Origin of the sequence: uncultured Lacinutrix sp. (genome assembly GCF_947500605.1) — a bacterium.
Taxonomy (GTDB): domain Bacteria; phylum Bacteroidota; class Bacteroidia; order Flavobacteriales; family Flavobacteriaceae; genus Lacinutrix.
The window spans coordinates 69,590-91,958 of sequence record NZ_CANMSJ010000007.1; the positions used below are offsets into that span (position 1 = coordinate 69,590).

Annotated in this window: 18 protein-coding genes; 13 read left to right on the top strand and 5 right to left on the bottom strand. The window is 31.7% G+C overall.

The window, feature by feature from the left end:
- Positions 1-184 precede the first annotated feature (184 nt).
- Positions 185-472 (top strand): hypothetical protein, encoded by a 288-nt coding sequence (locus tag Q0935_RS11125; RefSeq protein ID WP_299385895.1) that lies wholly within the window; start codon positions 185-187, stop codon positions 470-472.
- A gap of 133 nt (positions 473-605) precedes the next feature.
- On the top strand, positions 606-1,817 hold the full coding sequence (locus Q0935_RS11130) for a TlpA disulfide reductase family protein (RefSeq protein WP_299385898.1): 1,212 nt from the start codon (positions 606-608) through the stop codon (positions 1,815-1,817).
- Here the strand turns inward: Q0935_RS11130 and Q0935_RS11135 are convergent, their stop codons facing one another.
- Positions 1,818-2,933 (bottom strand): MBL fold metallo-hydrolase, encoded by a 1,116-nt coding sequence (locus Q0935_RS11135; protein ID WP_299385900.1) that lies wholly within the window; start codon positions 2,931-2,933, stop codon positions 1,818-1,820.
- A 221-nt stretch (positions 2,934-3,154) separates the two neighbouring features.
- On the opposite strand from Q0935_RS11135, the gene Q0935_RS11140 reads away from it, so the two are divergent.
- Positions 3,155-4,198, top strand: a complete 1,044-nt coding sequence (locus Q0935_RS11140) for an NAD(P)/FAD-dependent oxidoreductase (protein WP_299385903.1) — start codon at positions 3,155-3,157, stop codon at positions 4,196-4,198.
- A 26-nt stretch (positions 4,199-4,224) separates the two neighbouring features.
- Here Q0935_RS11140 and Q0935_RS11145 read toward each other — a convergent pair whose 3' ends face one another.
- The 3 genes from Q0935_RS11145 to recG all read right to left on the bottom strand — a co-directional run bounded on the left by Q0935_RS11145 (position 4,225) and on the right by recG (position 8,628).
- Positions 4,225-4,806: a tRNA-(ms[2]io[6]A)-hydroxylase gene (locus Q0935_RS11145; RefSeq protein WP_055446451.1), complete on the bottom strand. Its 582-nt coding sequence runs from the start codon at positions 4,804-4,806 to the stop codon at positions 4,225-4,227.
- A 197-nt stretch (positions 4,807-5,003) separates the two neighbouring features.
- A complete protein-coding gene (locus tag Q0935_RS11150) occupies positions 5,004-6,074 on the bottom strand; it encodes an FAD-dependent oxidoreductase (RefSeq protein WP_299385905.1) in 1,071 nt (356 codons plus the stop codon).
- Between the two features lie 451 nt (positions 6,075-6,525).
- Positions 6,526-8,628 carry an ATP-dependent DNA helicase RecG gene (recG, locus tag Q0935_RS11155; protein ID WP_299385908.1) on the bottom strand — a complete coding sequence of 701 codons (2,103 nt, stop codon included), beginning with the start codon at positions 8,626-8,628 and terminating at the stop codon, positions 6,526-6,528.
- Positions 8,629-8,852: 224 nt separating this feature from the next.
- On the opposite strand from recG, the gene Q0935_RS11160 reads away from it, so the two are divergent.
- Positions 8,853-10,913, top strand: a complete 2,061-nt coding sequence (locus Q0935_RS11160; protein WP_299385910.1) for a M1 family metallopeptidase — start codon at positions 8,853-8,855, stop codon at positions 10,911-10,913.
- Positions 10,914-10,968: 55 nt separating this feature from the next.
- On the top strand, positions 10,969-11,904 hold the full coding sequence (locus Q0935_RS11165) for a patatin-like phospholipase family protein (RefSeq protein WP_299253661.1): 936 nt from the start codon (positions 10,969-10,971) through the stop codon (positions 11,902-11,904).
- 60 nt (positions 11,905-11,964) lie between these two features.
- On the opposite strand, the gene Q0935_RS11170 is transcribed toward Q0935_RS11165, so the two are convergent.
- On the bottom strand, positions 11,965-12,483 hold the full coding sequence (locus Q0935_RS11170; protein WP_299253664.1) for a hypothetical protein: 519 nt from the start codon (positions 12,481-12,483) through the stop codon (positions 11,965-11,967).
- A 286-nt stretch (positions 12,484-12,769) separates the two neighbouring features.
- On the opposite strand from Q0935_RS11170, the gene Q0935_RS11175 reads away from it, so the two are divergent.
- From Q0935_RS11175 to Q0935_RS11210, 8 genes are all read left to right on the top strand, one after another.
- Positions 12,770-13,366 (top strand): hypothetical protein, encoded by a 597-nt coding sequence (locus Q0935_RS11175; protein ID WP_299385912.1) that lies wholly within the window; start codon positions 12,770-12,772, stop codon positions 13,364-13,366.
- 32 nt (positions 13,367-13,398) lie between these two features.
- Complete coding sequence (locus Q0935_RS11180) at positions 13,399-15,156, top strand: carboxypeptidase-like regulatory domain-containing protein (RefSeq protein ID WP_299385913.1); 1,758 nt, start codon at positions 13,399-13,401, stop codon at positions 15,154-15,156.
- 72 nt (positions 15,157-15,228) lie between these two features.
- Complete coding sequence (locus Q0935_RS11185; protein ID WP_299385914.1) at positions 15,229-15,909, top strand: hypothetical protein; 681 nt, start codon at positions 15,229-15,231, stop codon at positions 15,907-15,909.
- A gap of 34 nt (positions 15,910-15,943) precedes the next feature.
- Positions 15,944-16,633 (top strand): hypothetical protein, encoded by a 690-nt coding sequence (locus tag Q0935_RS11190; RefSeq protein WP_299385915.1) that lies wholly within the window; start codon positions 15,944-15,946, stop codon positions 16,631-16,633.
- A gap of 230 nt (positions 16,634-16,863) precedes the next feature.
- Positions 16,864-18,288 (top strand): hypothetical protein, encoded by a 1,425-nt coding sequence (locus tag Q0935_RS11195; protein WP_299385916.1) that lies wholly within the window; start codon positions 16,864-16,866, stop codon positions 18,286-18,288.
- Positions 18,289-18,322: 34 nt separating this feature from the next.
- A complete protein-coding gene (locus Q0935_RS11200; protein WP_299385917.1) occupies positions 18,323-18,634 on the top strand; it encodes a hypothetical protein in 312 nt (103 codons plus the stop codon).
- A 135-nt stretch (positions 18,635-18,769) separates the two neighbouring features.
- Positions 18,770-21,619 (top strand): sensor histidine kinase, encoded by a 2,850-nt coding sequence (locus Q0935_RS11205; RefSeq protein ID WP_299385919.1) that lies wholly within the window; start codon positions 18,770-18,772, stop codon positions 21,617-21,619.
- A gap of 3 nt (positions 21,620-21,622) precedes the next feature.
- On the top strand, positions 21,623-22,360 hold the full coding sequence (locus Q0935_RS11210; protein ID WP_299385922.1) for a LytTR family DNA-binding domain-containing protein: 738 nt from the start codon (positions 21,623-21,625) through the stop codon (positions 22,358-22,360).
- The last annotated feature ends 9 nt before the right edge of the window (positions 22,361-22,369 follow it).

Consider the following 22,369-nt stretch of genomic DNA (forward strand, 5'->3'; position numbering starts at 1 on the left):
GTGTGCTTTAAGAGCGCAAATATAACAATAGTTCCGGCTTTTTAAAACCAAAGAATCGCTTTTTATTGTAATAAATTTGTTCTTGAAAAAGTGTTAAATGTTATAATTGAAAAGTCTAATTTTCTTTTATCGTCGTATCTACTGTTATATATAAATTATTAATCAACTTAAAATTATTTCAAAAATGAAAAATTTCAAAAAAGTATTATTTTTAGCAGTAGCATTAGTTTTTGCAAGTACACAACTTGTTACGGCACAAGAGAAAGTAGAAGCAGAGGTTAAAGTAGAGAAGAAAGTTGAAGTTGAAAATGAAGAGGTTGAGGTTAAAACAATTCTAAGAAAAGATGCAGAAGCTGTAAAATCACCTGAATTAAAAGATGAAAAGACAGAGCTAAAGCGTATGGAAGGTGAAGGGACTAAGGAAGATGATCTTGATATTGAGGATAATGACGATGAAGATGATAAAGCCTAAATTATAATTTAAAATGAGGTTTCCCTCAAGCCTTATTTTATGAAAATGGCACTGCGAAAGCGGTGTCTTTTTTTTGCGTTTTTATTTGTTAGGTTTTTGTTGTTATTTCGAATAATATTTAAAACACTCCAAAATGCATAAAATACTAGCACTTTTAGCCATTACATTAATTTTTTCTTGTCAGGAACAATCTACACAAGAGTTTCTAAGTTATGGAGATTATAGAGCAGAGCTTCAAATAAACGATACAGAAGTATTGCCATTTACCTTTAAAGTAAAAGACGCAAATAACCTTACTGTTTTTAATGCCGAAGAGCAAATTGAGGTTAATGAAATAGAATACCGCAACGATTCTGTGTTTATAAAAATGCCTGTTTTCGAGGCTTTATTATCTGCTAAAGTTAAAAATGAAACATTAACAGGAAACTTTATAATAGAAGGGAAAGATAGAGTAGTGCCTTTTAAAGCTAAAAAAAATAACACCCGTTTTAATGTAGAGGCTAAAGCCGAAGCAAATATTACCGGAAATTGGGAAACTATATTTAGTCCAGAAACTGAAGCAGATAAATACATTGCAAAAGGTGTTTTTAAACAAAACGGAAACCAAGTAACAGGAACGTTTTTAACAGAAACTGGCGATTATCGTTTTCTTGAAGGAGTAATTAATGGAGCAGATTTAAAACTTTCTACGTTTGATGGCGCACATGCCTTTTTATTTACAGGAAAAGTAACCGACTCGACAATTAATGGTACTTTTTACTCCGGAAGCCATTGGAAAGAGCCTTTTACAGCAAAAAGAAACGAAAGTTATCAATTGCCAAGTGCAGATGCATTAACTTTTTTAAACGAAGGTTACGATAGTTTAGCTTTTACTTTTCCAGATGCTAATGGAAACATGATTTCTTTAGCTGATCAACGTTTTAAAAACAAAGTAGTCTTAGTACAAATTATGGGAACTTGGTGTCCTAATTGTTTAGATGAGAGTAAATACTACGCAGAATTCTACAAAGAAAATAAAGATAAAGGTTTAGAGGTTGTAGCCTTAGCTTTTGAATATGCTAAAACTGACGAAAAAGCCTTTGCAAGCATTAAACGCTTACAAGATAGAGTAGGTATTACGTATCCTATTTTATTAGCGCAAACGGGTACAACAAGCAAGCAAAAAGCACAAGAAAAATTACCAATGCTAAATCATGTATTAAGTTACCCAACTACAGTATTTGTAGATAAAAAGGGTAAAGTACGTAAAATACATACTGGTTTTAATGGTCCTGCAACGGGCGAGAAGTTTACAGAGTTTAAAACAGAATTTAAAGCATTTGTTGGTGAATTGTTAGCTGAATAGTTAGCGTTTTACTAAAAATTCTTGTTTTGTAATGTAGCCATCGTTATTCTTATCACGATTATCAAAGTTTTCTTTAAGTTTACCTTTGGCTTCGCTTTTTTCAATGGTTCCATTATTGTTGGTATCCATTCTTTCTAGGAGTTTATCGAAATCAGGTTGTTTATTACCTTTTTTATTAACGTTTATATTATTTACTTCTGTTGTTTTAGTATTTGTTATTCCTGTTGATGATAGTACCATTAGATCTTCAGCAAAAAGAATTACACCATTATAATTCTTGTTAATCTCTTTTGTGGTGGCTTCTTCGTCAATATCTGTAACACTAAAATGAGTTAGTACTAAGTTCTTAGTATTGGCTTCTTTAGCCATTAGCGAGCTTTCTGCTAAGTTTACATGCGCTCTTGTTTTGTTGTTTTTGGCCTTACCTGTATTAGTGTTTTTAGGTTTGCTGCCTTTTGCAATAGTACCACCAGAATCTATAATAAGATAATCTGCATTTAATGCCAATACCGAAAGGTTTTTAGAGTAGGTTAAATCACCCGAAACAACTATAGATGTTCCTCCAGCATCAAAACGATAAGCGATAGTATTAATAGTATGTTTTACTTTGGCTGTTGTAATTGTTATGTCTCCAATAGAAAAGGTTTCGCCGCCAGTAAATTCTTTGGTAATGAAATTAGATTTCACATCACTAACTGTTCTGCCACTTTTACTTAAGCGGTAGTTAATATCTTCATCATACAAGGCTAAATTGTTGGAAACGTAATCTGCTGTTGCAGTTGGTCCAGCAACTGTAAATCTGCTGTTGCCAATAAGTGCTTTTATAAAAATAGGCACAAACTCTTCGTTGTGGTCTAAGTGATGGTGTGTAAACAATAAACCATCTAATTGCTTTGTTTTTATTTGTAGCTTGTCTAAGTTGGCTTGCGTACCATTACCCATATCTACTAAAAGATAGGTGTCTTGGTAGTTAATTAATATAGATGGTCCAGAGCGTTCTGGATTATATTTAGGAGAGCCTGAGCCAATAATAGTAGCGTTTAAAACGGATTTGCTTTGTTGTGCTATTAAATTAAAACTGATAAAAAGAAAAAGGAGGAAACTGTATTTTTTCATGCTACGTGTTTTGTAATAAGACTTGTATTTTCTGTATTGGTTTAATGGAGAAGGTTTCTAAAATGGATAATGATGAGTGCTTGTTGTATTTAATTTGATTGATAGTTAGAGTTTGTAATTTTTTTTAATATTCGAGTCATAAGGTTTTTATAATTAAGATTATGTCCTGTAGTTCTTGCATTTGTTTCTACTTTTGCATAGAATTAAAATAAATAATTAAGATGTTGGATTATGTAGTGATTGGAGGAGCTCAAGCTGGATTAGCTATGGCTTATCATTTAAAACAATTGAAAAAGGAGTTTGTTGTTATTGATGGCGAAAAAGAAATTGGTGCATCATGGTTAAACAGATGGGATTCTTTAAAATTGTTTACTCCAACAGAATATAATCACTTACCTGGCTTAAAGTTTAATGCTGCTAAAGGGCATTATCCTACTAAAGTTGAAGTTGCTAACTATTTTAAACTGTACGTAGAGAAATTTAATATTCCTGTACAATTAAATACATTAGTAACATCGGTGCGTAAAACAAAAGAAGGCTTTTTTATAACACATAAAGATGGCGAAATTGAAGCTAGAAATGTAGTTGTAGCAACAGGTCCTTTTCATATTCCTTACACACCGCCTTGTCATACTAAAATATCAGAAAAGACTCTTCAAATGCATAGTAACTACTACAAAGGTGTGCATCAACTACAGGAAGGAGATGCGTTAGTTGTAGGTGGAGGAGATTCAGGATATCAAATACTAAACGAAATTTCTAAAGATAAAACGAGAACCGTTTATTTCTCTGGAGATACAACAGTAAGATCATTACCTCAACATTTTTTAGGAAAAACGTTATGGTGGTGGTTTACAATAGTTGGGTTTTTAAGTTATAGTAAGTATAGTTGGATTGGAAAGCGAATTAATTCTTCTACTCAACCAGTTATTGGTACAGATGTTAAGGAGATTCTGTCAAGAGAGAATGTAATATCTGTAGGAAGAACAAAAGATGCTTTAAATGAAGAAATCTTTTTTGAAACCGAAAAAAAGGATACCATTAAAAATATTGTTTGGGCAACAGGTTACCGTCCAAACTTTAAATGGATCGAAGGATTGGAGTTAGATGAAAACAGTTATCCTAAAAATTACAGAGGAGTTAGTAATATTGATGGCTTGTATTTTATTGGATTGCCATGGATGTTTACTCGTGGATCTGCAACATTAGGAGGTGTATCAAAAGATGCTAGTTATTTAGCTAATGTTATAGCTAATAAAAACTAGTGCATTAGACTGTGGCTTATTATGGTTTAACCATGTATAGTCTCACTTTTTCCATAACTCTTTATTAATATGCCTTCGAACTCTACAAGTTCTTGCCAACGTTTGTCGACATCGATACCTTTCCCGTATTGTCTAGCAAAGGTTATAAAAGTAGTGTAATGTCCTGCTTCGCTTATCATTAAATCGTGATAAAACTTAGAGAGTTCTTCGTCATTAATACGTTGAGATAGTAATTTAAAACGTTCGCAACTTCTTGCTTCTATCATAGCAGAGAATAGTAAACGATCTACAAAACTTTGCTGTCTGCTTCCGCCTTTATTCATAAACTTATATAGCTGATTTACGTAATGATCTTTGCGCTCACGACCTAAGGTGTATCCGCGTTTTTTAATAATATCGTGCACCATTTGGAAGTGTTCTAGTTCTTCCTGAGCCAATTTTATTAGCTCTGTAACCAATTCTTCGTGTTCACTATTGTTGGTGATAATAGTAATTGCATTTGTAGCTGCTTTTTGTTCGCACCAAGCGTGATCTGTAAGTATTTCTTCAATATTACTTTCTACAATGGTTACCCAACGTGGATCGGTTTCTAGTTTTAGGTGCAGCATGCTCATAGTTTACTATTTTTTTTGTAAAGATAATTATAATAGAGATTAAATTGTGATGTCACTTCGAGTGAAATTCTTTTTTTTTAGAATTTTGTATCGAGAAGTAATTAAGGTTTTTCAAGGTTTATCAACGTTTAGGAAGGTTCTCGATACAATACTCCTAACGCCGTATCACTCGAACCGATAAGATCAAAGACTTACTTGTAGATGTCCTTCAGTTTCTTAAAAATAAACTGAGCGCTTGTAATTGCGCCTTCCATTTTACCAGGAAATACATTACTAGTTTCGGCTCCTGCTATAAACAGTTTGTTGTCTAAATAGCTGTTTTTATACAGTGGATGTCCATTATTAGTCTGTGGCATTAAAAAGCTGTCGCTTGCAATGGTGGTGTGTTTCTGGTTAGCCCAATCGCATTCTTCATAAGTTTCAAAGTTTAATGCTTGATCTCCATAATAACTTTGTAGCTGTTTTAAAGCTAGTGTTTTACGTTCTTCTTTTGTGTGTTTTGTAAAAGAAGTGTTTATAAAACCACTTAGTGCGTGTAAATTATCTTCGGCATTAGAATGGTCGTAAAACTCTTGAATAATACCAACACTACTGTAGGTTGTGCCGCTGGTGCGTTCGGCTTTCCAAAATGGTGTTTTGTAGGTAAAACCAATTCTAATAGAATTGTGCATCCAAGTATGTGTTTTAGATAAAAGCGTTTGAAAGTCTATTGGAAGTTGAGGTGATGTCGTAATTTTTTTAGAAAACAATAACGGTGGAAGTGTAGATACAATGTGTTTACAATGGTATGTGGTGTCTTTTGTATTTGCTTCCAAGCCATTGTTAGTCAGTTTAATATCTTGAATGCTTTGGTTGCGTGTAATGGTATTTGTGTCTAGTTTTTGCTCTAAAGTTTTAATAATGTTATAAGTGCCATTTGCAACACGGTAACTTACAGAGTTGTTTGCTGGTAATTGTACTAATTGAGCTGCTTGATTTTGATTGGGATGATAAATAGCTGTATTGCCATGATGTTGCTTAAAAACAGGGATACTGAGTGCTTTTAATAATGCTAAAGCATTGGTTTGTTGATCTATTATCCATGTAGCGCCTAATTCTATTGGTGTTTGGTTGGTGGTGTAAGCGGTGTTAATTCTACCGCCAATAGAGTTATTCGCTTCTACAATTTTAACGACTATGTTTAGGTTTTTAAGATAGTAGGCTAATGTTAGGCCTGTTAATCCAGCACCAATTATAAGTACATCTGTTTTTATTGTTTCCATAGTTAAGTGTCTGTCTTTAGTTTTTGTAAAAACTTACGTGTTTTTTATTGTTCTTTTGGGAGTTTTACTTGTGATTGACTAAGGTAATACTAATAAAAAAGACGCTTCGCTCTTTTTCTTCAAACCATCCGCTTTTGCTATGCAAAACCACCTTCCTTCAACTAAAGGAAGGAGCGCTGTGCGATTGGTGTTTGGTGTTCGATTTTGATGTTTCTATAAGGTTTTATATGTGGTGGCTCTCCTCTTTATTTAAAAGAGGAGAATGAATTTAAATTCCGATAGAGAATTTGAAGAAAGAGGAGTTTTTGTACTATTATTGTTAAGTTTTCTTTTTTAAAGACGCTTCTCTATTTTTTTTTTTTCAAACCATCCGCTTTTGTTATACAAAATCACCTTCCTTTAACTAAAGGAAGGAGCGCTGTGCGATTAGTGTTTGGGAAATATAGAGTGTTTATGAAATATAATTCCAGATGTTTTTATACTTACTCATCTGTCTATAAGTTTCTAAAATTACGGCATTTTCTTCGTGGCCAAGCGATGGATCTTTTTCTAAAAGTTTTTTAGCATGGAGTCTTGCGTGTTTTAAAATCTCGCTATCTTTTATAATATCTGCTATCCTAAGGTTTAGTATTCCGCTTTGTTGTGTTCCCATAATATCTCCTGGACCACGAAGCTTTAAATCTACTTCTGCAATTTCAAAACCATCGTTTGTTCTTACCATGGTTTCAATTCGTTTTTTACTGTTTTCGGACTGCTTATGGCTCGTCATTAAAATGCAATAACTTTGTTCTGCACCACGTCCAACTCGACCTCTTAATTGGTGTAGTTGAGAGAGTCCAAAACGCTCTGCACTTTCAATAATCATGACCGATGCATTTGGCACATTTACGCCAACTTCAATTACAGTTGTTGCTACCATAATTTGTGTTTGTCCTTTAATAAAACGTTGCATTTCGAAGTCCTTATCTGCGGGTTTCATTTTGCCATGAACTATAGAAATTTGAAACTCTGGAGCTGGAAAATCTCGAGCAATACTTTCGTATCCATCCATTAAATCTTTGTAGTCCATTTGTGCGTTTTCTTGTATCAAAGGATAGACAATATAGACCTGTCTTTTCTTCTTGATTTCGGCACGTATAAATTGAAAAACTTTTAGCCTATTTGAGTCGTATCTATGGACCGTTTTTATGGCCTTTCTACCAGGTGGTAATTCGTCAATTATAGAGATGTCTAAATCACCATAAACCGACATGGCTAACGTTCGCGGAATTGGTGTTGCCGTCATTACCAAAACGTGAGGAGGGAAGGTGTTTTTTTTCCATAATTTAGAACGTTGCTTTACACCAAATCGGTGTTGCTCGTCTATTACTGCTAAGCCTAAATTTTTAAATTTCACTTTATCTTCGAGTACAGCATGTGTGCCAATTAGGATGTCTAATTCACCACTTTCTAGCATTTCATGGATCTCACGACGCTCTGAAGCTTTGCTTGAACCTTGAAGTAGTTTTAAGCTGATGTTCAAATCTTTACATAGTTCAAGTAATCCATTATAGTGTTGTACTGACAAAATAGCAGTAGGCGCCATTAAACAAGCTTGAAAACCATTGCCAATCGCTATTAACATTGACATTAGTGCTACTATAGTCTTCCCAGAGCCAACATCGCCTTGTAAAAGACGGTTCATTTGGGCATTACTACCCATATCTGCTCTAATTTCTTTAAGCACTCTTTTTTGTGCGCCTGTTAATTCGAACGGTAAATGGTTTTTAAAAAACGTGTTAAATTGTTCGCCAACGGTTTCGAAAGGAAAGCCTTTTATCTTCGATTTATGAATTAAATTTTTAAGAATTAACTGCAATTGTATGTAAAATAATTCTTCAAATTTTAGCCTAAATTCAGCCTTAAAAAGAGCCTCGGAATCTTTAGGGAAATGTATGTTTAAAAGTGCTTCAGATTTAGGAACTAATTTTAAATTTTCGAGCAAGTTTTTAGACAGCGTTTCTACAAATTTCCCACCGGTTTCTATAAACAGATTTTGCATGATTTTTGTCATCATTCTGTTCGTGATTCCTCGGGTAGATAATTTTTCTGTAGACGGATAAATGGGTTGCAGAGCAGAGCGTAAATTTTGCTCATGTTCTTTCAATAATTCGATGTCGGGATGCGCCATATTATACTTCCCTCCAAAATTATTTGCCTTACCAAATATTACATAAGGAGTATTTGTTTTTAGTGCTTCGCGAATCCATTTTTGACCACGAAACCAAACCAGTTCCATGGTGCCAGTTTCGTCTTGAAAAGTAGCCACTAAACGCTTGCCTCTTTTTTGTGCAATTTCCTTAAAACTTGTAATTTTTCCTATAACTTGAACCTCGGCAGTATTTTGATATAGCGTGTTTATTTTATAGTATTTTGTACGATCTAAATAACGGTTTGGAAATAGATTTATAAGATCTTGGTAGGTATGTATGCCAAGTTCTTTGCGAAGCAAATCGGCTCGATTTGGTCCAACACCTTTTAGGTAATCTATAGAAGTTTGAAGATTTGTTATCATTAGAAAACGAATTTAATGTATTTCTTTTTAAAGTAAAAGTATATTCGTTTTGTTATCACTTCGAGTATTTTGTGAAGTACCTATAAAATGTATCGAGAAACTTTAGTGTTAACATTGCATAGAAAATAAGAATCTATTTAAATTTTAGGTTTTTATTGTGTTTTGCTATTTCCGTAAGAATCTTAAAAAATTGTATTTTGCTCTAAACTTGTTAAAATTAGCTTATGAAATACTTACTTTTTGTTTTAATCTCTCTAATGGGCTTTTCCGCGGAAGCGCAACAAACTGATTATGTTGATTTTAAATCTATAAAAGGTGATTTGTTCGGGATGACATCAGGTTTAGAAGAGATTGGAGGTCAAGTTGATATTGCTTTTGATATTCTTAAAGATGTAGATTCAATATACATTGACGGTAAGAATTTTGAGCACGTAGCTGCTGGTTTTGAAAATACGGGAGTTGTTGAACCTATTTATGATGGAAAGCATATTGTTATAAAAAAGAAATTTAAGGCTAATAACAGTTATACCTTGCAATTAAATTGGCTTATACTTAATCCTAAAAAAGCAATCTACTTCGTTGAGAAAGAGAACTCAAATCAAATATGGACACAAGGTCAAGGGAAGTATACAAGTAATTGGCTACCAAGTATAGATGATACTAATGATAAAATAGAATTCGATTTGTCTATTACTTATGCCAATGGTTACGAAGTTATTGCTAACGGAAAACTAACAGATAAACAAATTAACGAATCAACCACCACATGGCATTACGATATGCAAAAACCAATGACAAGTTATCTAGTAGCTTTAGCGATTGGTAAATATAATAAAAAGGAAATTGTTTCTAAAAGCGGAATACCTATTGAATTGTATTACTACCCTGAAGATTCAGCTAGAGTAGAGCCAACGTACCGTTATACAAAGCAAATGTTCGATTTTTTAGAAACAGAAATAGGTATAGCATATCCTTGGCAGAACTACAAGCAAGTTCCAGTTAAAGACTTTTTGTATTCTGGAATGGAAAATACAAGTCTTACTATTTTTAGTGACGATTTTATGATTGATGAAACTTCGTTTATAGATAAAAACTACGTAAACGTAAATGCACACGAACTTGCTCACCAATGGTTTGGAGATTATGTTACAGCAACAGAAAGTAAACACCATTGGTTACAAGAAGGTTTTGCAACCTACTACGCTTTATTAGCAGAGCGCGATATTTTTGGAGACGATTATTATTACAATACGCTTTACGAATATGCTAAAGAGTTAATAATACAAGAGCAAGAAGATAAAGCTACAGCTTTGTTAGATGCAAAAGCGAGTAGCATAACCTTTTATAAAAAAGGAGCCTGGGCTTTACATGTATTAAAGGAGAAAGTGGGAGAGGATGCGTTTAAAGAAGCTGTGAAGCGTTATTTAAATGCGTATGCTTTTAAAAATGTAGAGACTAAAAATTTTATTGATATAGTAGAAAAAGTATCTGGACAAAACCTAAGTAGTTTTGAAAACGAATGGTTAGTGTCTAAAACATTACCAATAGCAAAAATGCGAACTTTATTAAAAAAGAATGAAAGTATTGCTTTTTTAGAAACTATAGACGATGCCGATTATTTAACCTACAGAATAGACGAGAATGGCTATGTTGCTTCAAGTTTGGTTAGGGAGCTTCCTAAAGGCTTTTATACACAAAGGCTTGCTGTTTTAAAAGAAGCGATTAAAAAGCCATTATATCCAACGTATAGAGATTTAATAGAGGAAGCTTTTAGTTCTAATGAGATAAAATCTCGTCAGTTGTTAGCCAGATACATTCCTGATGGTTTTAAGGAAGAAAACGAATCGTTATTGCAAGATGCATCTTATATTACAAAAGAGCTCGCATTATCAAATTTATGGTCTAAATTTCCTAACGATAGAGCAAAGTATTTGGAAGCTACAGAAGGTGTTATTGGTTTTAATGATAAAAATGTAAGATGTTTATGGTTAACTTTAGCATTATTAACACCAGAGTATAATGCAGCATTTAATAAAAGTTATATAAATGAATTAGGAAATTATACGAGTTCAAAATATAGTTTTGAAACACGACAAAACGCATTTTCTTATATTAATAATTTAAAGATTTTTAATATTGAAACATTAGTTAACTTAATAGATGCGACAAAGCACCATAATTGGAGATTTAAAAGTTTTGCAAAAGATTTATTAAAAACATTAACCGAAGACGAAAAATATAAAGAGATAATCGCTAATTTGCAGGAAGAACTTAAAAAGCAATAATTTATCTAGTATTATTGTTAACCAAGCCTACTAACCAATAAAAAAAAAGTATTAATTGAGAGCATTAGTAATTTCAGGAGGAGGAAGTAAAGGTGCATTTGCAGGAGGTGTAGCACAATATTTAATTGAGCAAGAAGGCCGTGAGTACGATATGTATTTAGGAACATCTACAGGGAGTTTGCTTGTGCCGCATTTGGCTTCAAACGATATTGGTAAACTATACGATGTGTTTACGCATGTTAACCAGCATTCTATTTTTAGTATCAATCCATTTGTAGTAAAAAAGAAAAAAGGTAGAGAGTATGTGTCTATAAACTACTTTAATACCATGCTTCAGTTTATAAAGAAAAAACGCACGTTTGGTGAAAGTAAATCGTTAAGAAAACTTATAAAAAAGAATTTTACAATAGAAGAGTTTAACAAAATTCGAGACACTAAAGAAGATGTTGTAGTAACAGTTGCTAATCTTTCTAAAAACAGAACAGAATATAAATCTATTAACGATTTTGATTATGAAGAGTTTTGTGATTGGATTTGGATTTCTTGCAACTACATACCTTTTATGTCTTTAGTTAAAAAGAATGGGTTTGAGTATGCCGATGGTGGTTTGGGTTGTGTAGTGCCTATTCGAGAAGCGATAAACAGAGGCGCCACAGAAATTGATGCTATTATTCTTGAAAGTGAAAATTTAGAATACAATAAAGTACTTGGTAAAAATCCGTTTTCGTTAATGATAAATCTTTTTGGTCATTTACTAGATCAGGTTGAAAGAGGAGATATAACCATTGGTAAGCTAGCTGCTAGACATAAAAACGTGAAACTTAACTTGTATTACACGCCAACAAAACTAACAGAGAATTCTCTTATTTTTAATAAAGGATTAATGGAAAAATGGTGGATGGAAGGTTATTTGTATGCACAAGAAAAGCATGGAGATAGTAATCCTATAGATTCTACAGTACCAATAAATAGGGATTTAGAAGATGTTTAAAAGAAAAAGCCATATCGATTAGATATGGCTTTTTCTTTTTAAGCAGTGTACGCTTTTGTTTTACCAAAGTTCACTTACTTCTTGTTTTATATAAGATAATCCAGCACTACTTGGTGGTGTTTTATCTATCATATCTGTTAAAATAACTTCTCTTAGTTTATTTGCAGAATCTACTTTATCGCTTAAAGCAGCTTTTCTTATTAGTTGTACCGTTGCACTTTTAGAAGCGTTAATAATACTCCAGCAATTGTCTGTAACATAAATTTGTTGAGACAAGTTGTGTTCTAATTCTTGTTCTATATTTTTAATAAGAAGCGCTTCGTAATCATCTTTGTTAGTAGAAAGTGGTGTTACCCTAATTAATAATTTGTTAGGAGCAATACGTTCTAAGAATATAGATAACCTTTCGTAAGCTTGTAAACGTTGCGGTAAAGCTTCTTTTTGAAGCTGTTTGTGCATTATAAACTTACGCCTATTATCTTCATTTTCTATATGTTCTCTAAAAAACAAAAAAGCTATTGCTCCAACAATTAAAGAAGGTATAGCATACATTAATAAGTTTAATAATTGATCTCCCATTTATATTCGGTTTTAGATATTAAACAAACTTAATATGTTTTTAAGTATTGTACAAGAAAACCGTTAATGGAATGAAAGCTCTTTTTTATAGAATGAAAACAACGTGTTGTAAAATAGCAATGTTTTAATGTGGGTTTCATCGTTATTTTTGAAATGCTATTAATCTGAATATTGAATCGGTTTTATTTACGTGAGTGACTATTACCGATTCTTTTTTTTTTTTTTAATAAGGGTAACAAAATGCTTACTGTCTTTATGTAAGTGTATAAATACTAAAACTTAAATCATGAAAATTTCACTTAAAACGCTTTCAATACTATTGGTTTTTATAATATCTAGCTGTAGTAGCGACGATAATTTAAATACACCTGCAAATTCTTGTAACGAAGGTTATGTAATTACAGAAGTAACAGATACTTTTTCTAATACAAACGGTTACACAGGTATTATTAATGGTAAACCATTAGAAGTACACCATTATGCCATAAGAATACTTGCCGATGGTAATATATGCAGTGTAGGTTATCAAAATCCGGCAGGCTACTCGGGTAATTATACTATTAAAATGACGAATAATAATAACGGATTTATTTACGAAGATGATTTTTCATTTTCTCAATCTCAGTTAGAATTTCATAATGTCTCTCAAACATTAAGTGTGCAAGCTGGAGATTATATAAGTGTATGGAGAACAATTGCTCCTGGTTATACTAATATAAATCAAGCAGAAGGTAAAATTATAGAGAGAACAGATAACACTTCTTTTTTATATCCAATAACAGGTGTTAATGTAACATTTGAAGCCTCAAGTTTTGAAGGTGGAGGAACCGCGGAGTATGACACGGCTATCCCTTATATCGCCTTAGGATTTGAAGCTAATTAGTAAATACCAATAACCATCTAAATTTATAAATAATGAAAAATTTTTTAAAACCAGTATTACTATTTTTATTAGTATTTACTATTTATAGTTGTAATAAAAATGAATCGATAGACGGCGGAGGTACTTCCGGAGAAACAAATCAAGAGTTCGAGTTTGGTGCTCAAGTAAATCGTGATTTTATGGGTGTGGTTAAAGACCAATCTAATGTTGCTATTAGTAATGCAACAATTAATATTGGTACTAAGACTACGCAAACAGATGCAAATGGTGTTTTTATTATTAAAGATGCTACAGTGCAAGAACGCTTTGCTTATATAGAAGTAAGTAAAATAGGCTATTTAAAAGGATTAAAAACAGTAACGCCTACACAAGATGTTAGTCAAGTAAATTTGGTATTATTAACAGAAAATATACAGCCACTTCCATCAAACAATCAAATACAGTTAATTAATGGAGCGAAAGTAACTTTTAACGGCGATTTTGAAGATGCTTCGGGTAATGCTTACAGCGGAGTAGTAAATTACTCTTTAAACCATATAGATCCGGCAAGTCCAACTATTGCCAACGAAATGCCTGGAATGCTTTTGGCTAAAACAGCAGCAGATGATTTTGAAATGTTACAAACCTACGGTATGCTGCATGTTAGTTTAACAGATGCAAGTGGTAACGCTCTTCAAATAGCAGCTGGAAGTACTGCTGAAATTAGAATGCCAATTCCAAGTGTATTGTCTGGCGCTGCACCTGCTACTATTCCTTTATGGAGTTTTGATGAAGCTGTTGGTTATTGGGTAGAAGATGGATTTGCTACCAAAACAGGTAGTGAATATGTTGGTACTGTATCTCATTTCTCTTGGTGGAATTGCGATATAAACTTTCCTACTGAAGTACTTTGTTTAACTGTTGAGGACGCTAACGGAAATCCATTAGCTAATGTAAATATAGACTTATCTTTTCCTGGTAATCCTTTTCCTGGAACAGGTGTATCTAATGCGTTAGGAGAAATATGTGGTGTCGTACCAACTAATCAAACTATAACATATACTGCTTACGATGATTGCGGAAACACCTTGTCAACAAATACTATTGGTCCTTTTACTAATGCTACAACTTGGATAAACGAAACGATTACTATACCTAATAGTCCAGCATTACAAACTATTACTGGAAATTTTTTAGACTGTAATGGTAGTCCTGTAATCGATGGATATGTAGAGCTAAGTTATGGTGGATATCAAACTATTCAATACATAGAAAATGGTGTTTTCGAGATAAGTACATTAATATGTAATGGAAGCACAAGCGGTTTTGTAGAAGGTTTAGATTATAATAATTCACAATCTACAGGCGTGATTCCTTTTATCTTTTCTCAACCAGTATCTAATATAGGTACTATTATTTCTTGTAATACTATAGACGAATATATTACCTATCAAGTAGATAATGGCCCGGCTGTTACAACGCAGCAGATTATGATTAGTGCTTATAATAGTGGTACAACCGGATTTCAGGTGCTTGCTGATAGTGAAACACCATTAGAAGAGGTTAATTTTGAAATAGATACCACGGCAATTGGTTCTTATAGTTTAACAGATGTAAGTGCACCACTTTTAGTTATCTCAGAAATTGATTTAAATACAAATACTACAACTACACAGAATTTTGAATTTATAATATCAAATTTTGGAAATCCTACGGAATATATTGATGTTACTTTTTCTGGAGAGTTTACAGATATTAATGGAGTAACAAGATCTATTACAGGTACAATTCATGTAAGAAGAGATACATAATAACTATAAACTTAGGGTAACATTTTTAAAGTCTTGTTGATATAAAGATGAACACTTAAAAATAATATAATTATGAAAACATTACAAACACTTAAAGCACTATTAATCTTAGCAACAATTACAATTGTTAGTTGTGATAATAATGATGACCAACAAACAACTCCTGCAACGCCAACAGACGGTTTTACAGTTAGTAATAGTTTTAAAGGAACAGAGAACGCATACATTACTATTGATCAAGCAGATGTTGATGGCGGTGGTTTTCCAGATTATTATAATTTTTTCTTTACAGATGGAAGAATGACAGATTCTTTTGGAGATGTAGGTGTTGGTTATGCGTATGGTTATTCAGATAACACAACAAATTTAGTTAAGCTAAAAATTATAGCAGGTGCTTCTAATCCAAGTTTAACTACAGGATTAATTAGCTCAGGAAATACTTATATCGCTTCTAGTGTATTAACAAACGGATTTAATGCAGGTTTTTCTGTCGATTCATTATTAGGCTATAACGTGCAGCCAGATCCTACTTTTGGAACCGAAAACGGACTAGATTTTTGTCATATTCAAGAAACTAATGGATTTTGGTATTATGTTGGAACATCTGGTCCAATTGTGCATGTTAATGCTATTAATATAGATTATTCAACACCTTCAAATAGTACTATTGATATCGATTATACTTTTTTAGATACAAATGGTACAACTATCACAGGTCATTATGGAGGAACTTTAGGACTAATATTAGACTAACATCAAATCATTTTTCAACTTAAAATAATAAATCATGAAAATTATAAAAACACTTTTAATACTACTCACAGTAACAATGTTTAGTTGCGATAGTAATGATGATGAAGTAACGCCAGATCCAGTAGACCCATCTACAACTTTAGATGGTTTTACGTATCATGAAAACAACGTGAATCCAACGTTTTATGAAACGTCTAATGCTTACATAGAAATTGATGAAGATAATGACGATGCTTATCCATTAGCGCCAGATTATTACGGATTCTTCTTCTTAAATGGTAGATTATTAGATAACGATGCAGATGTAAACGGAACAAGTGATGAGGTTTTGTTATCTGTAAATACAACACAATTTGTTGTACTTAGCATAGATGTTGCGGTAAACCCAAGTTTGCAAACAGGCATTCCGCCAACAGCCGGTAATACGTATGTCGCGTCAAGTAACGATTCTAATGTTGTTACAGATTTACAGGTAGGTTCCTCAAGTCCGCAAACGTTTATAAATATAGATGGTACAAATGTAGAGTTTGGAGAGGGTAATGAAACTAATAGTACTATTTATAGTCCTGCAACACTTGGTCATTCTGTTACAATTAATGCTATAAACATAGATACTGTAAACCCAACCAATAGCACAATAGATGTAGATTATACGTTTGTAAATACTTCTGGAGAATTAATTTCTGGACATTATGAAGGAACATTAGGTGTTTTTGAGGACTAAAAACTAGTCTATATGTTTCCGTAATTATTCGTTTTTTCGAATTTCTGACTTTATTAAAAGTGATAGCAGTTATTGTATTGCATACAACTTGATAACTACAGATCTAGACATAAACAGTTATAACGATTTTTATAAATGCTTTAATTAAAGAAGATCGTAATAATAGTAATGATGATTATGATGGAACAATTGATGAATTAATTGAAATAAACAACTTAAAAATTTTTAAAATGAAAAATAAAATACTACTACTATTAATAATAAGTTTAACTTTTATTGGTTGTAATTCGGACGATGTGGAAGAGGTGCAATATAATCCTTGCGACACAAGTGCTCAGGGCTATAGCATATTTACTTATGATAATGATTTTACAATAGATGATCAAGCGTTAACAGTACATTACGTCACAGGTCATCCTCAAGGTGATTATTTCCATATTTTTAATAATAATGGTCCAACAGTTACCAATTTTTACACCTTTGCTGTAAATAGTGGAGACACTTCTACATTGGAACAAAATTGGAACACAACAGGAGGTAGCTTTTTGTCAAGAGATAATGATCCTATTTATGGGACTTCACAATATCCAATGAGCTTAACAACTGTACAAGGAGGATCCCAAGTAGGTGATAGAATATTAATAGAGTTTTCTGCTACAGGAGAAGGTATTATAGAAGGACAATACTGTGTAGATATAGACGAGGTAATAACAACGTCAGATTATGTTTACATTACAGATGGTTCAGATTTTAAAATTGTTAATGTATTTGATCCTTACTTACCTTATGTGGAGTATTCGGTAACTGCAAACACGGCGTACTTTGTTGAGGTAATAGATAACAATGCATATTTAGGCTATTTTGATGCCATTGAACCATTTTTAAACAGCTATGATGTAGCAAACACAAGCAGTGTTAGTCTCAATCAATCTATCGCAAAAAGTGCGCAGTTTGGAAGGCTTTCAGATATCGATAAAATTGGAGATTATTTATATGTTTCAGATGAATATAGAGGTATTCATCATATAAATGTATCTACTCAAGCAGTAACTTCTTTTGAAAGCCATGATGTTATGAGTTTATCGTTGATTAATAATAGAATGACTGCTTTGGGTATTTGGGCCGGATTATACGGTTTTGATGTTACAGACCCAAGTTCTCCAGTAAATTCTAATTATCTTATGTTAGATTTTCCTACAGATATTGATATAGCATCATACCCAAACGCAAACGCAAGTTTTCATAGTTGGATAAGAAATAACGGTACTCAACATTTTGTAGCAAACATTGAAGATGCTAAACTTAAAAAAGTAGAAGAAGGGACTCTAGGTTATTCAGCGGTATCTGAAGTGGATATTTCTGGATATGCGACCGCTTTTAAAGTGGATAGTAATTATGGTTTTATAACTACAAAAGCTAGTAGTTCTGCTCCTTTGCAAAGTAGTTTTGATGGTATTACAATGGTAGATTTAAGTAATATGGTAGTGGTAGATTCTCAAACATTAAGTAATGCAAGTGGTGTTACTGTTAAGTCTAATATAGCGTATGTAACAGATGAAAATGGATTGCATATTTACGATGTAAGCCAAGGAAGTTTAAACCTTATAAATACGTATTCTCCAGGATTTGGTAATTACATATCTATTAACAATTAATGCTAATAATTGAAGTATTATAAGGTAAACAAATATGAAAATAAAATATATTTTTCTGCTTTTGGGCTTGCTTATTTTTAGTTGTAAAAATGAAAGCAAGTCTACGGCATTAGAAAATAAAACAGAAATTGAAAAAGCAAGTGAATTAACTGAAGTTGAAAAAACAGAAATTGTAAAATATTATTTAATAAACGGAAGAAAATTAGATGGTAAAAATTTCTATAAAATTATTTTCCTTAATGATATCTCAGATGGAGTAAAGGTTATTCATTATGAAGGTAGAGATGCTTTTTTTGGATTTCCTTTTCATGAAGCTTTAAAATTTTATAACGATAATAAGAACTAAAATGATAATAAGAAATTGAAAACCTATTGCTTTAAATCGTTGTCGTGTTATAAATCTATGGTTTTAGTGATGATGAGAGCAGACTAACTACAACAATAAAACCATTACTTTTGTTATTAAACTAAACCATTATAATTGAACACTATAAAACGCCATATCACTTTACTATTCATCCTGATATGGCATTTTTCGTTTACGCAACAGTTTACAAATTATACAGCAAAAGACGGTTTGCCAAGTAACCATGTGTATAAGATGGTGCAAGACGTAAAAGGTTTTATTTGGATTGCTACAGACAAAGGTTTAGTAAAGTATAATGGAAGCGATTTTAAAAAGTTTACTACAAAAGATGGTTTGGCTAATAACGATGTTTGGGGAATTTACCCAACACCAGATGGTAAAGTTTGGTACCTTTCTAAAACTTCTAAACTTGGATATATAGAAAACGATAGTGTACATGCTTTCGAAAGTGAAGAAAAAGGAGAAATATTTAATCCTATTTTATCAAGTCAAATTGGAAATGATATTTTTCTAACAAGTACCAATAAAACCCACGTTTTAAAAGACGAAAAATGGAGGTTAATACAAGAAAACAAACTTGGTAGCTTAGATGCTGTAAGATATTTAAAGCATCCTAAGGTTTCATATTTTAAAACAACCACATTATTAGATTCGCTTATAATTCAAGATAAAAACAATAGAACAGTTAAAAAGTATGATTTTAATAATGTTTTAAAGAAAATTCATATTAGAGGTCAAATTACAGACAGTCTTTTTTATTGGGTAAACGATAAGCAGTATAATATTATTAACCTAAACACTTTAGAGCTATATAAAAGAACGTTTAAAGATGAAATTGGAATTGAAAAATCTAAACATGTAAGATTAAATTTAATTAATAATCAAATACAAGTTTCGGGAGAAGGTTTTATTGGTGTTTTAGATGAAAACTTACATATTAAAAAGAAATATTTTATACCCAATAACTTAAAGGCTCACTTTGGTTTTTTCGATAAAATAGGATCTATTTGGCTAGCTACTTTTACAGATGGTATTTACCAATTACCAATAGAGAAACAAAATGTGAATTATTGTTTAGTAAATAATAGTATTACAAATGTAAGCTATGTAAATAATAAGATTATAGCTAATGTTTTTAGTAAAGGCTTTTATAAATACGATACTTTAAAAGGTGAATTTATTCCATATATAAATGAGGACAGTTATAACTATAATGCAACTTTTATTAATGAATTGGGGACGGAGTATTATATTTCTAAAAGACATTTAAAAGCAGTTAAAAACAATATAATTAAAGAGGTTAAAGTCGATTCAGGATTATATAACGTTAATGATAAAGCGAGACAGTTAGTATTTTTTAACGATTACTTGTACGGTGTGTATTCCGTTGGTATAAATAAAATTAATCCAAACAGTTTTAATGTTGAAGCAAGCTATGCGCAAAGCGGAATAAACCATTTGTTTGTTTTTAACAATAAGTTGTTAGTAGCGACATCTAATGGTTTAAAGTTTTTTAAGGATGGTGAATTTAAGCCCATTAATTTCTCTAATCAAGAATTTAATAAATCTATTTTAAAAATAACTAAAGCTTCAAAGAAAGAGGTTTTAATAAATACCGATGGATTTGGAGCCTTTATTTCAGACTTAAAAACAATTAAACAGTTACCAGACTCAGAGTTTTTAATTGTAAATAATTCTTATTTAGAAAATGAAACCATTTGGTTGGCTACAGAATCTGGAGTTTTAAAATACGAGAAGATAAATAACAATTATAATTTAAAAGAAGTAATTACAAAAAGTGATGGCTTGCCTTCAAATAGTGTAAGTGGTATTATTGTTAAAGGAGAAGAGCTTATAGTGAGCACCAATAACGGCATCGCTATTTTACCTAAAAACAAAGAAAATAACTCTCAATTATTAGATATCTATTTTGAAAATGTTAGGTATAATAATCAAGCAATTGTAGCATCTTGTGATGCTGTTTTAGATTATGTAAAAAATAATAGTATGAATGTTTCAATTTCAAGTTTGGATTTTTCAGAAGGCAACTCTAATCTTTTATATAATTATAGATTAGAACCTATTCAAAAGGAATGGATTTACTCTAACGTGAAAACTATTAATTTTAACGATCTTCAGCCAGGAGAATACGAACTAGAAATCCAATCTAATGCTATTATCAAAAGCTTAAACTTCACCATTAAACCTTTATGGTGGCAAACAGTGTGGTTTAAAATAGCATCTGTTTTATTAGTCGTAATTATAATTGTTTATATGTCTTGGTTGCTAATTAGACGTGTACAGGTTAAGAAAAATAAAAAAATAATTGAAGAGAAACGTTTTAGCGAATTGCAACTTAGTGCATTACGCTCACAAATGAATCCACATTTTGTGTTTAACTCTTTAGCGGCTATTCAATATTACATTAACAACAACCAAATGGAAGCATCAGAAGCTTATTTGGTTAAGTTTTCTAAACTAATTAGGCAGTTTTTTGAATGGTCTAAAGAAAAAGAGATTAGCATAGAAAGTGAGATAGAGTTACTAACTAATTATCTTGATATTGAGAAATTACGTTTTAAAGATAAGTTTGAATATACTATTAATTTGGATGAAAATTTAAAAAACAAAACAATTATGCTGCCAACGATGCTTTTACAACCCATTGTAGAAAATGCAATAAATCATGGTATCTTTAATAAAATGGAAAATGGAAATGTCACCATTAATTTTAAAGCTTTAAATAGCAAACAATTTAAAGTTGAGGTTATAGATGATGGCGTAGGTTTTATAAATACTAAGAAAAGAGGAAAAAGGAAAGTAAAATCTTCTAACGTTTTGGTAGATAGACTTAAATATTTAAATCAATCAGGGTATTGGGAAATATCTTATTCGGAAAAAGAATTACATCCTAATTTAAACGATAAAGGAAATAGGTCGACATTTATTATTAAGCAACTTTAATTCATGAGTACAGTAACGGCAATATTAATAGACGATGAAATCTCTAACCTAAAAGGATTAGAGCAAAAATTAGGAAAGTTATTTCCAGATATTGTAATAGAAAACACGTTTCAAAAACCAGAAGAAGCTATTAAAGTATTACAAAAACAGCAACCAGATGTAGTGTTTTTAGATATTGAAATGCCTAGAATTAATGGTTTCGATTTATTATCGCAATTAGAAACAGTAGATTTTCAGGTAATTTTTGTTACAGCTTATAGCGCATATGCAATAGATGCGTTTAAGCAAAATGCAGTAGATTATGTTTTAAAACCGATAGATGATGAAGAGTTAGTAACTGCCGTTAACAAAGCATTACATATAGTAAAAACAAAAAGTGATATAGAAAATAACCATAAACTCGTAAATCTATTAAGTAGCACTATTTCAAGCAATAAAATTATTGTACCAACTCAAAAAGGCATGTCTTTTATACCGGAGGAAGAAGTAATGCATTTAGAAGGGTATGATGGTTATACAAAAATTCACTTAATCGATGGCAAAACAATAATGAGTTCTTATAACTTAGGAAAGTTTGAAAAATTACTAAGTAGAACATTTTTTAAATGCCATAAATCGCATATTATCAACCTAGAAAAGGTAAGGCACTTTGAAAACGAAGGCTATCTTGTGTTAGAAGATTCTCAACGTATACCTATCTCGAGATCTAATAAAAAGACATTTTTAGAACTTTTTAATTAATAAAAATTA

Excerpts from the sequence above, each read along its gene's own strand:
- Q0935_RS11125 (WP_299385895.1), top strand. The coding sequence starts at position 185 with ATGAAAAATTTCAAAAAAGTATTATTTTTAGCAGTAGCATTAGTTTTT.
- Q0935_RS11130 (WP_299385898.1), top strand. The coding sequence starts at position 606 with ATGCATAAAATACTAGCACTTTTAGCCATTACATTAATTTTTTCTTGT.
- Q0935_RS11135 (WP_299385900.1), bottom strand. The coding sequence starts at position 2,933 with ATGAAAAAATACAGTTTCCTCCTTTTTCTTTTTATCAGTTTTAATTTA.
- Q0935_RS11140 (WP_299385903.1), top strand. The coding sequence starts at position 3,155 with ATGTTGGATTATGTAGTGATTGGAGGAGCTCAAGCTGGATTAGCTATG.
- Q0935_RS11145 (WP_055446451.1), bottom strand. The coding sequence starts at position 4,806 with ATGCTGCACCTAAAACTAGAAACCGATCCACGTTGGGTAACCATTGTA.
- Q0935_RS11150 (WP_299385905.1), bottom strand. The coding sequence starts at position 6,074 with ATGGAAACAATAAAAACAGATGTACTTATAATTGGTGCTGGATTAACA.
- recG (WP_299385908.1), bottom strand. The coding sequence starts at position 8,628 with ATGATAACAAATCTTCAAACTTCTATAGATTACCTAAAAGGTGTTGGA.
- Q0935_RS11160 (WP_299385910.1), top strand. The coding sequence starts at position 8,853 with ATGAAATACTTACTTTTTGTTTTAATCTCTCTAATGGGCTTTTCCGCG.
- Q0935_RS11170 (WP_299253664.1), bottom strand. The coding sequence starts at position 12,483 with ATGGGAGATCAATTATTAAACTTATTAATGTATGCTATACCTTCTTTA.
- Q0935_RS11175 (WP_299385912.1), top strand. The coding sequence starts at position 12,770 with ATGAAAATTTCACTTAAAACGCTTTCAATACTATTGGTTTTTATAATA.
- Q0935_RS11180 (WP_299385913.1), top strand. The coding sequence starts at position 13,399 with ATGAAAAATTTTTTAAAACCAGTATTACTATTTTTATTAGTATTTACT.
- Q0935_RS11185 (WP_299385914.1), top strand. The coding sequence starts at position 15,229 with ATGAAAACATTACAAACACTTAAAGCACTATTAATCTTAGCAACAATT.
- Q0935_RS11190 (WP_299385915.1), top strand. The coding sequence starts at position 15,944 with ATGAAAATTATAAAAACACTTTTAATACTACTCACAGTAACAATGTTT.
- Q0935_RS11195 (WP_299385916.1), top strand. The coding sequence starts at position 16,864 with ATGAAAAATAAAATACTACTACTATTAATAATAAGTTTAACTTTTATT.
- Q0935_RS11200 (WP_299385917.1), top strand. The coding sequence starts at position 18,323 with ATGAAAATAAAATATATTTTTCTGCTTTTGGGCTTGCTTATTTTTAGT.
- Q0935_RS11210 (WP_299385922.1), top strand. The coding sequence starts at position 21,623 with ATGAGTACAGTAACGGCAATATTAATAGACGATGAAATCTCTAACCTA.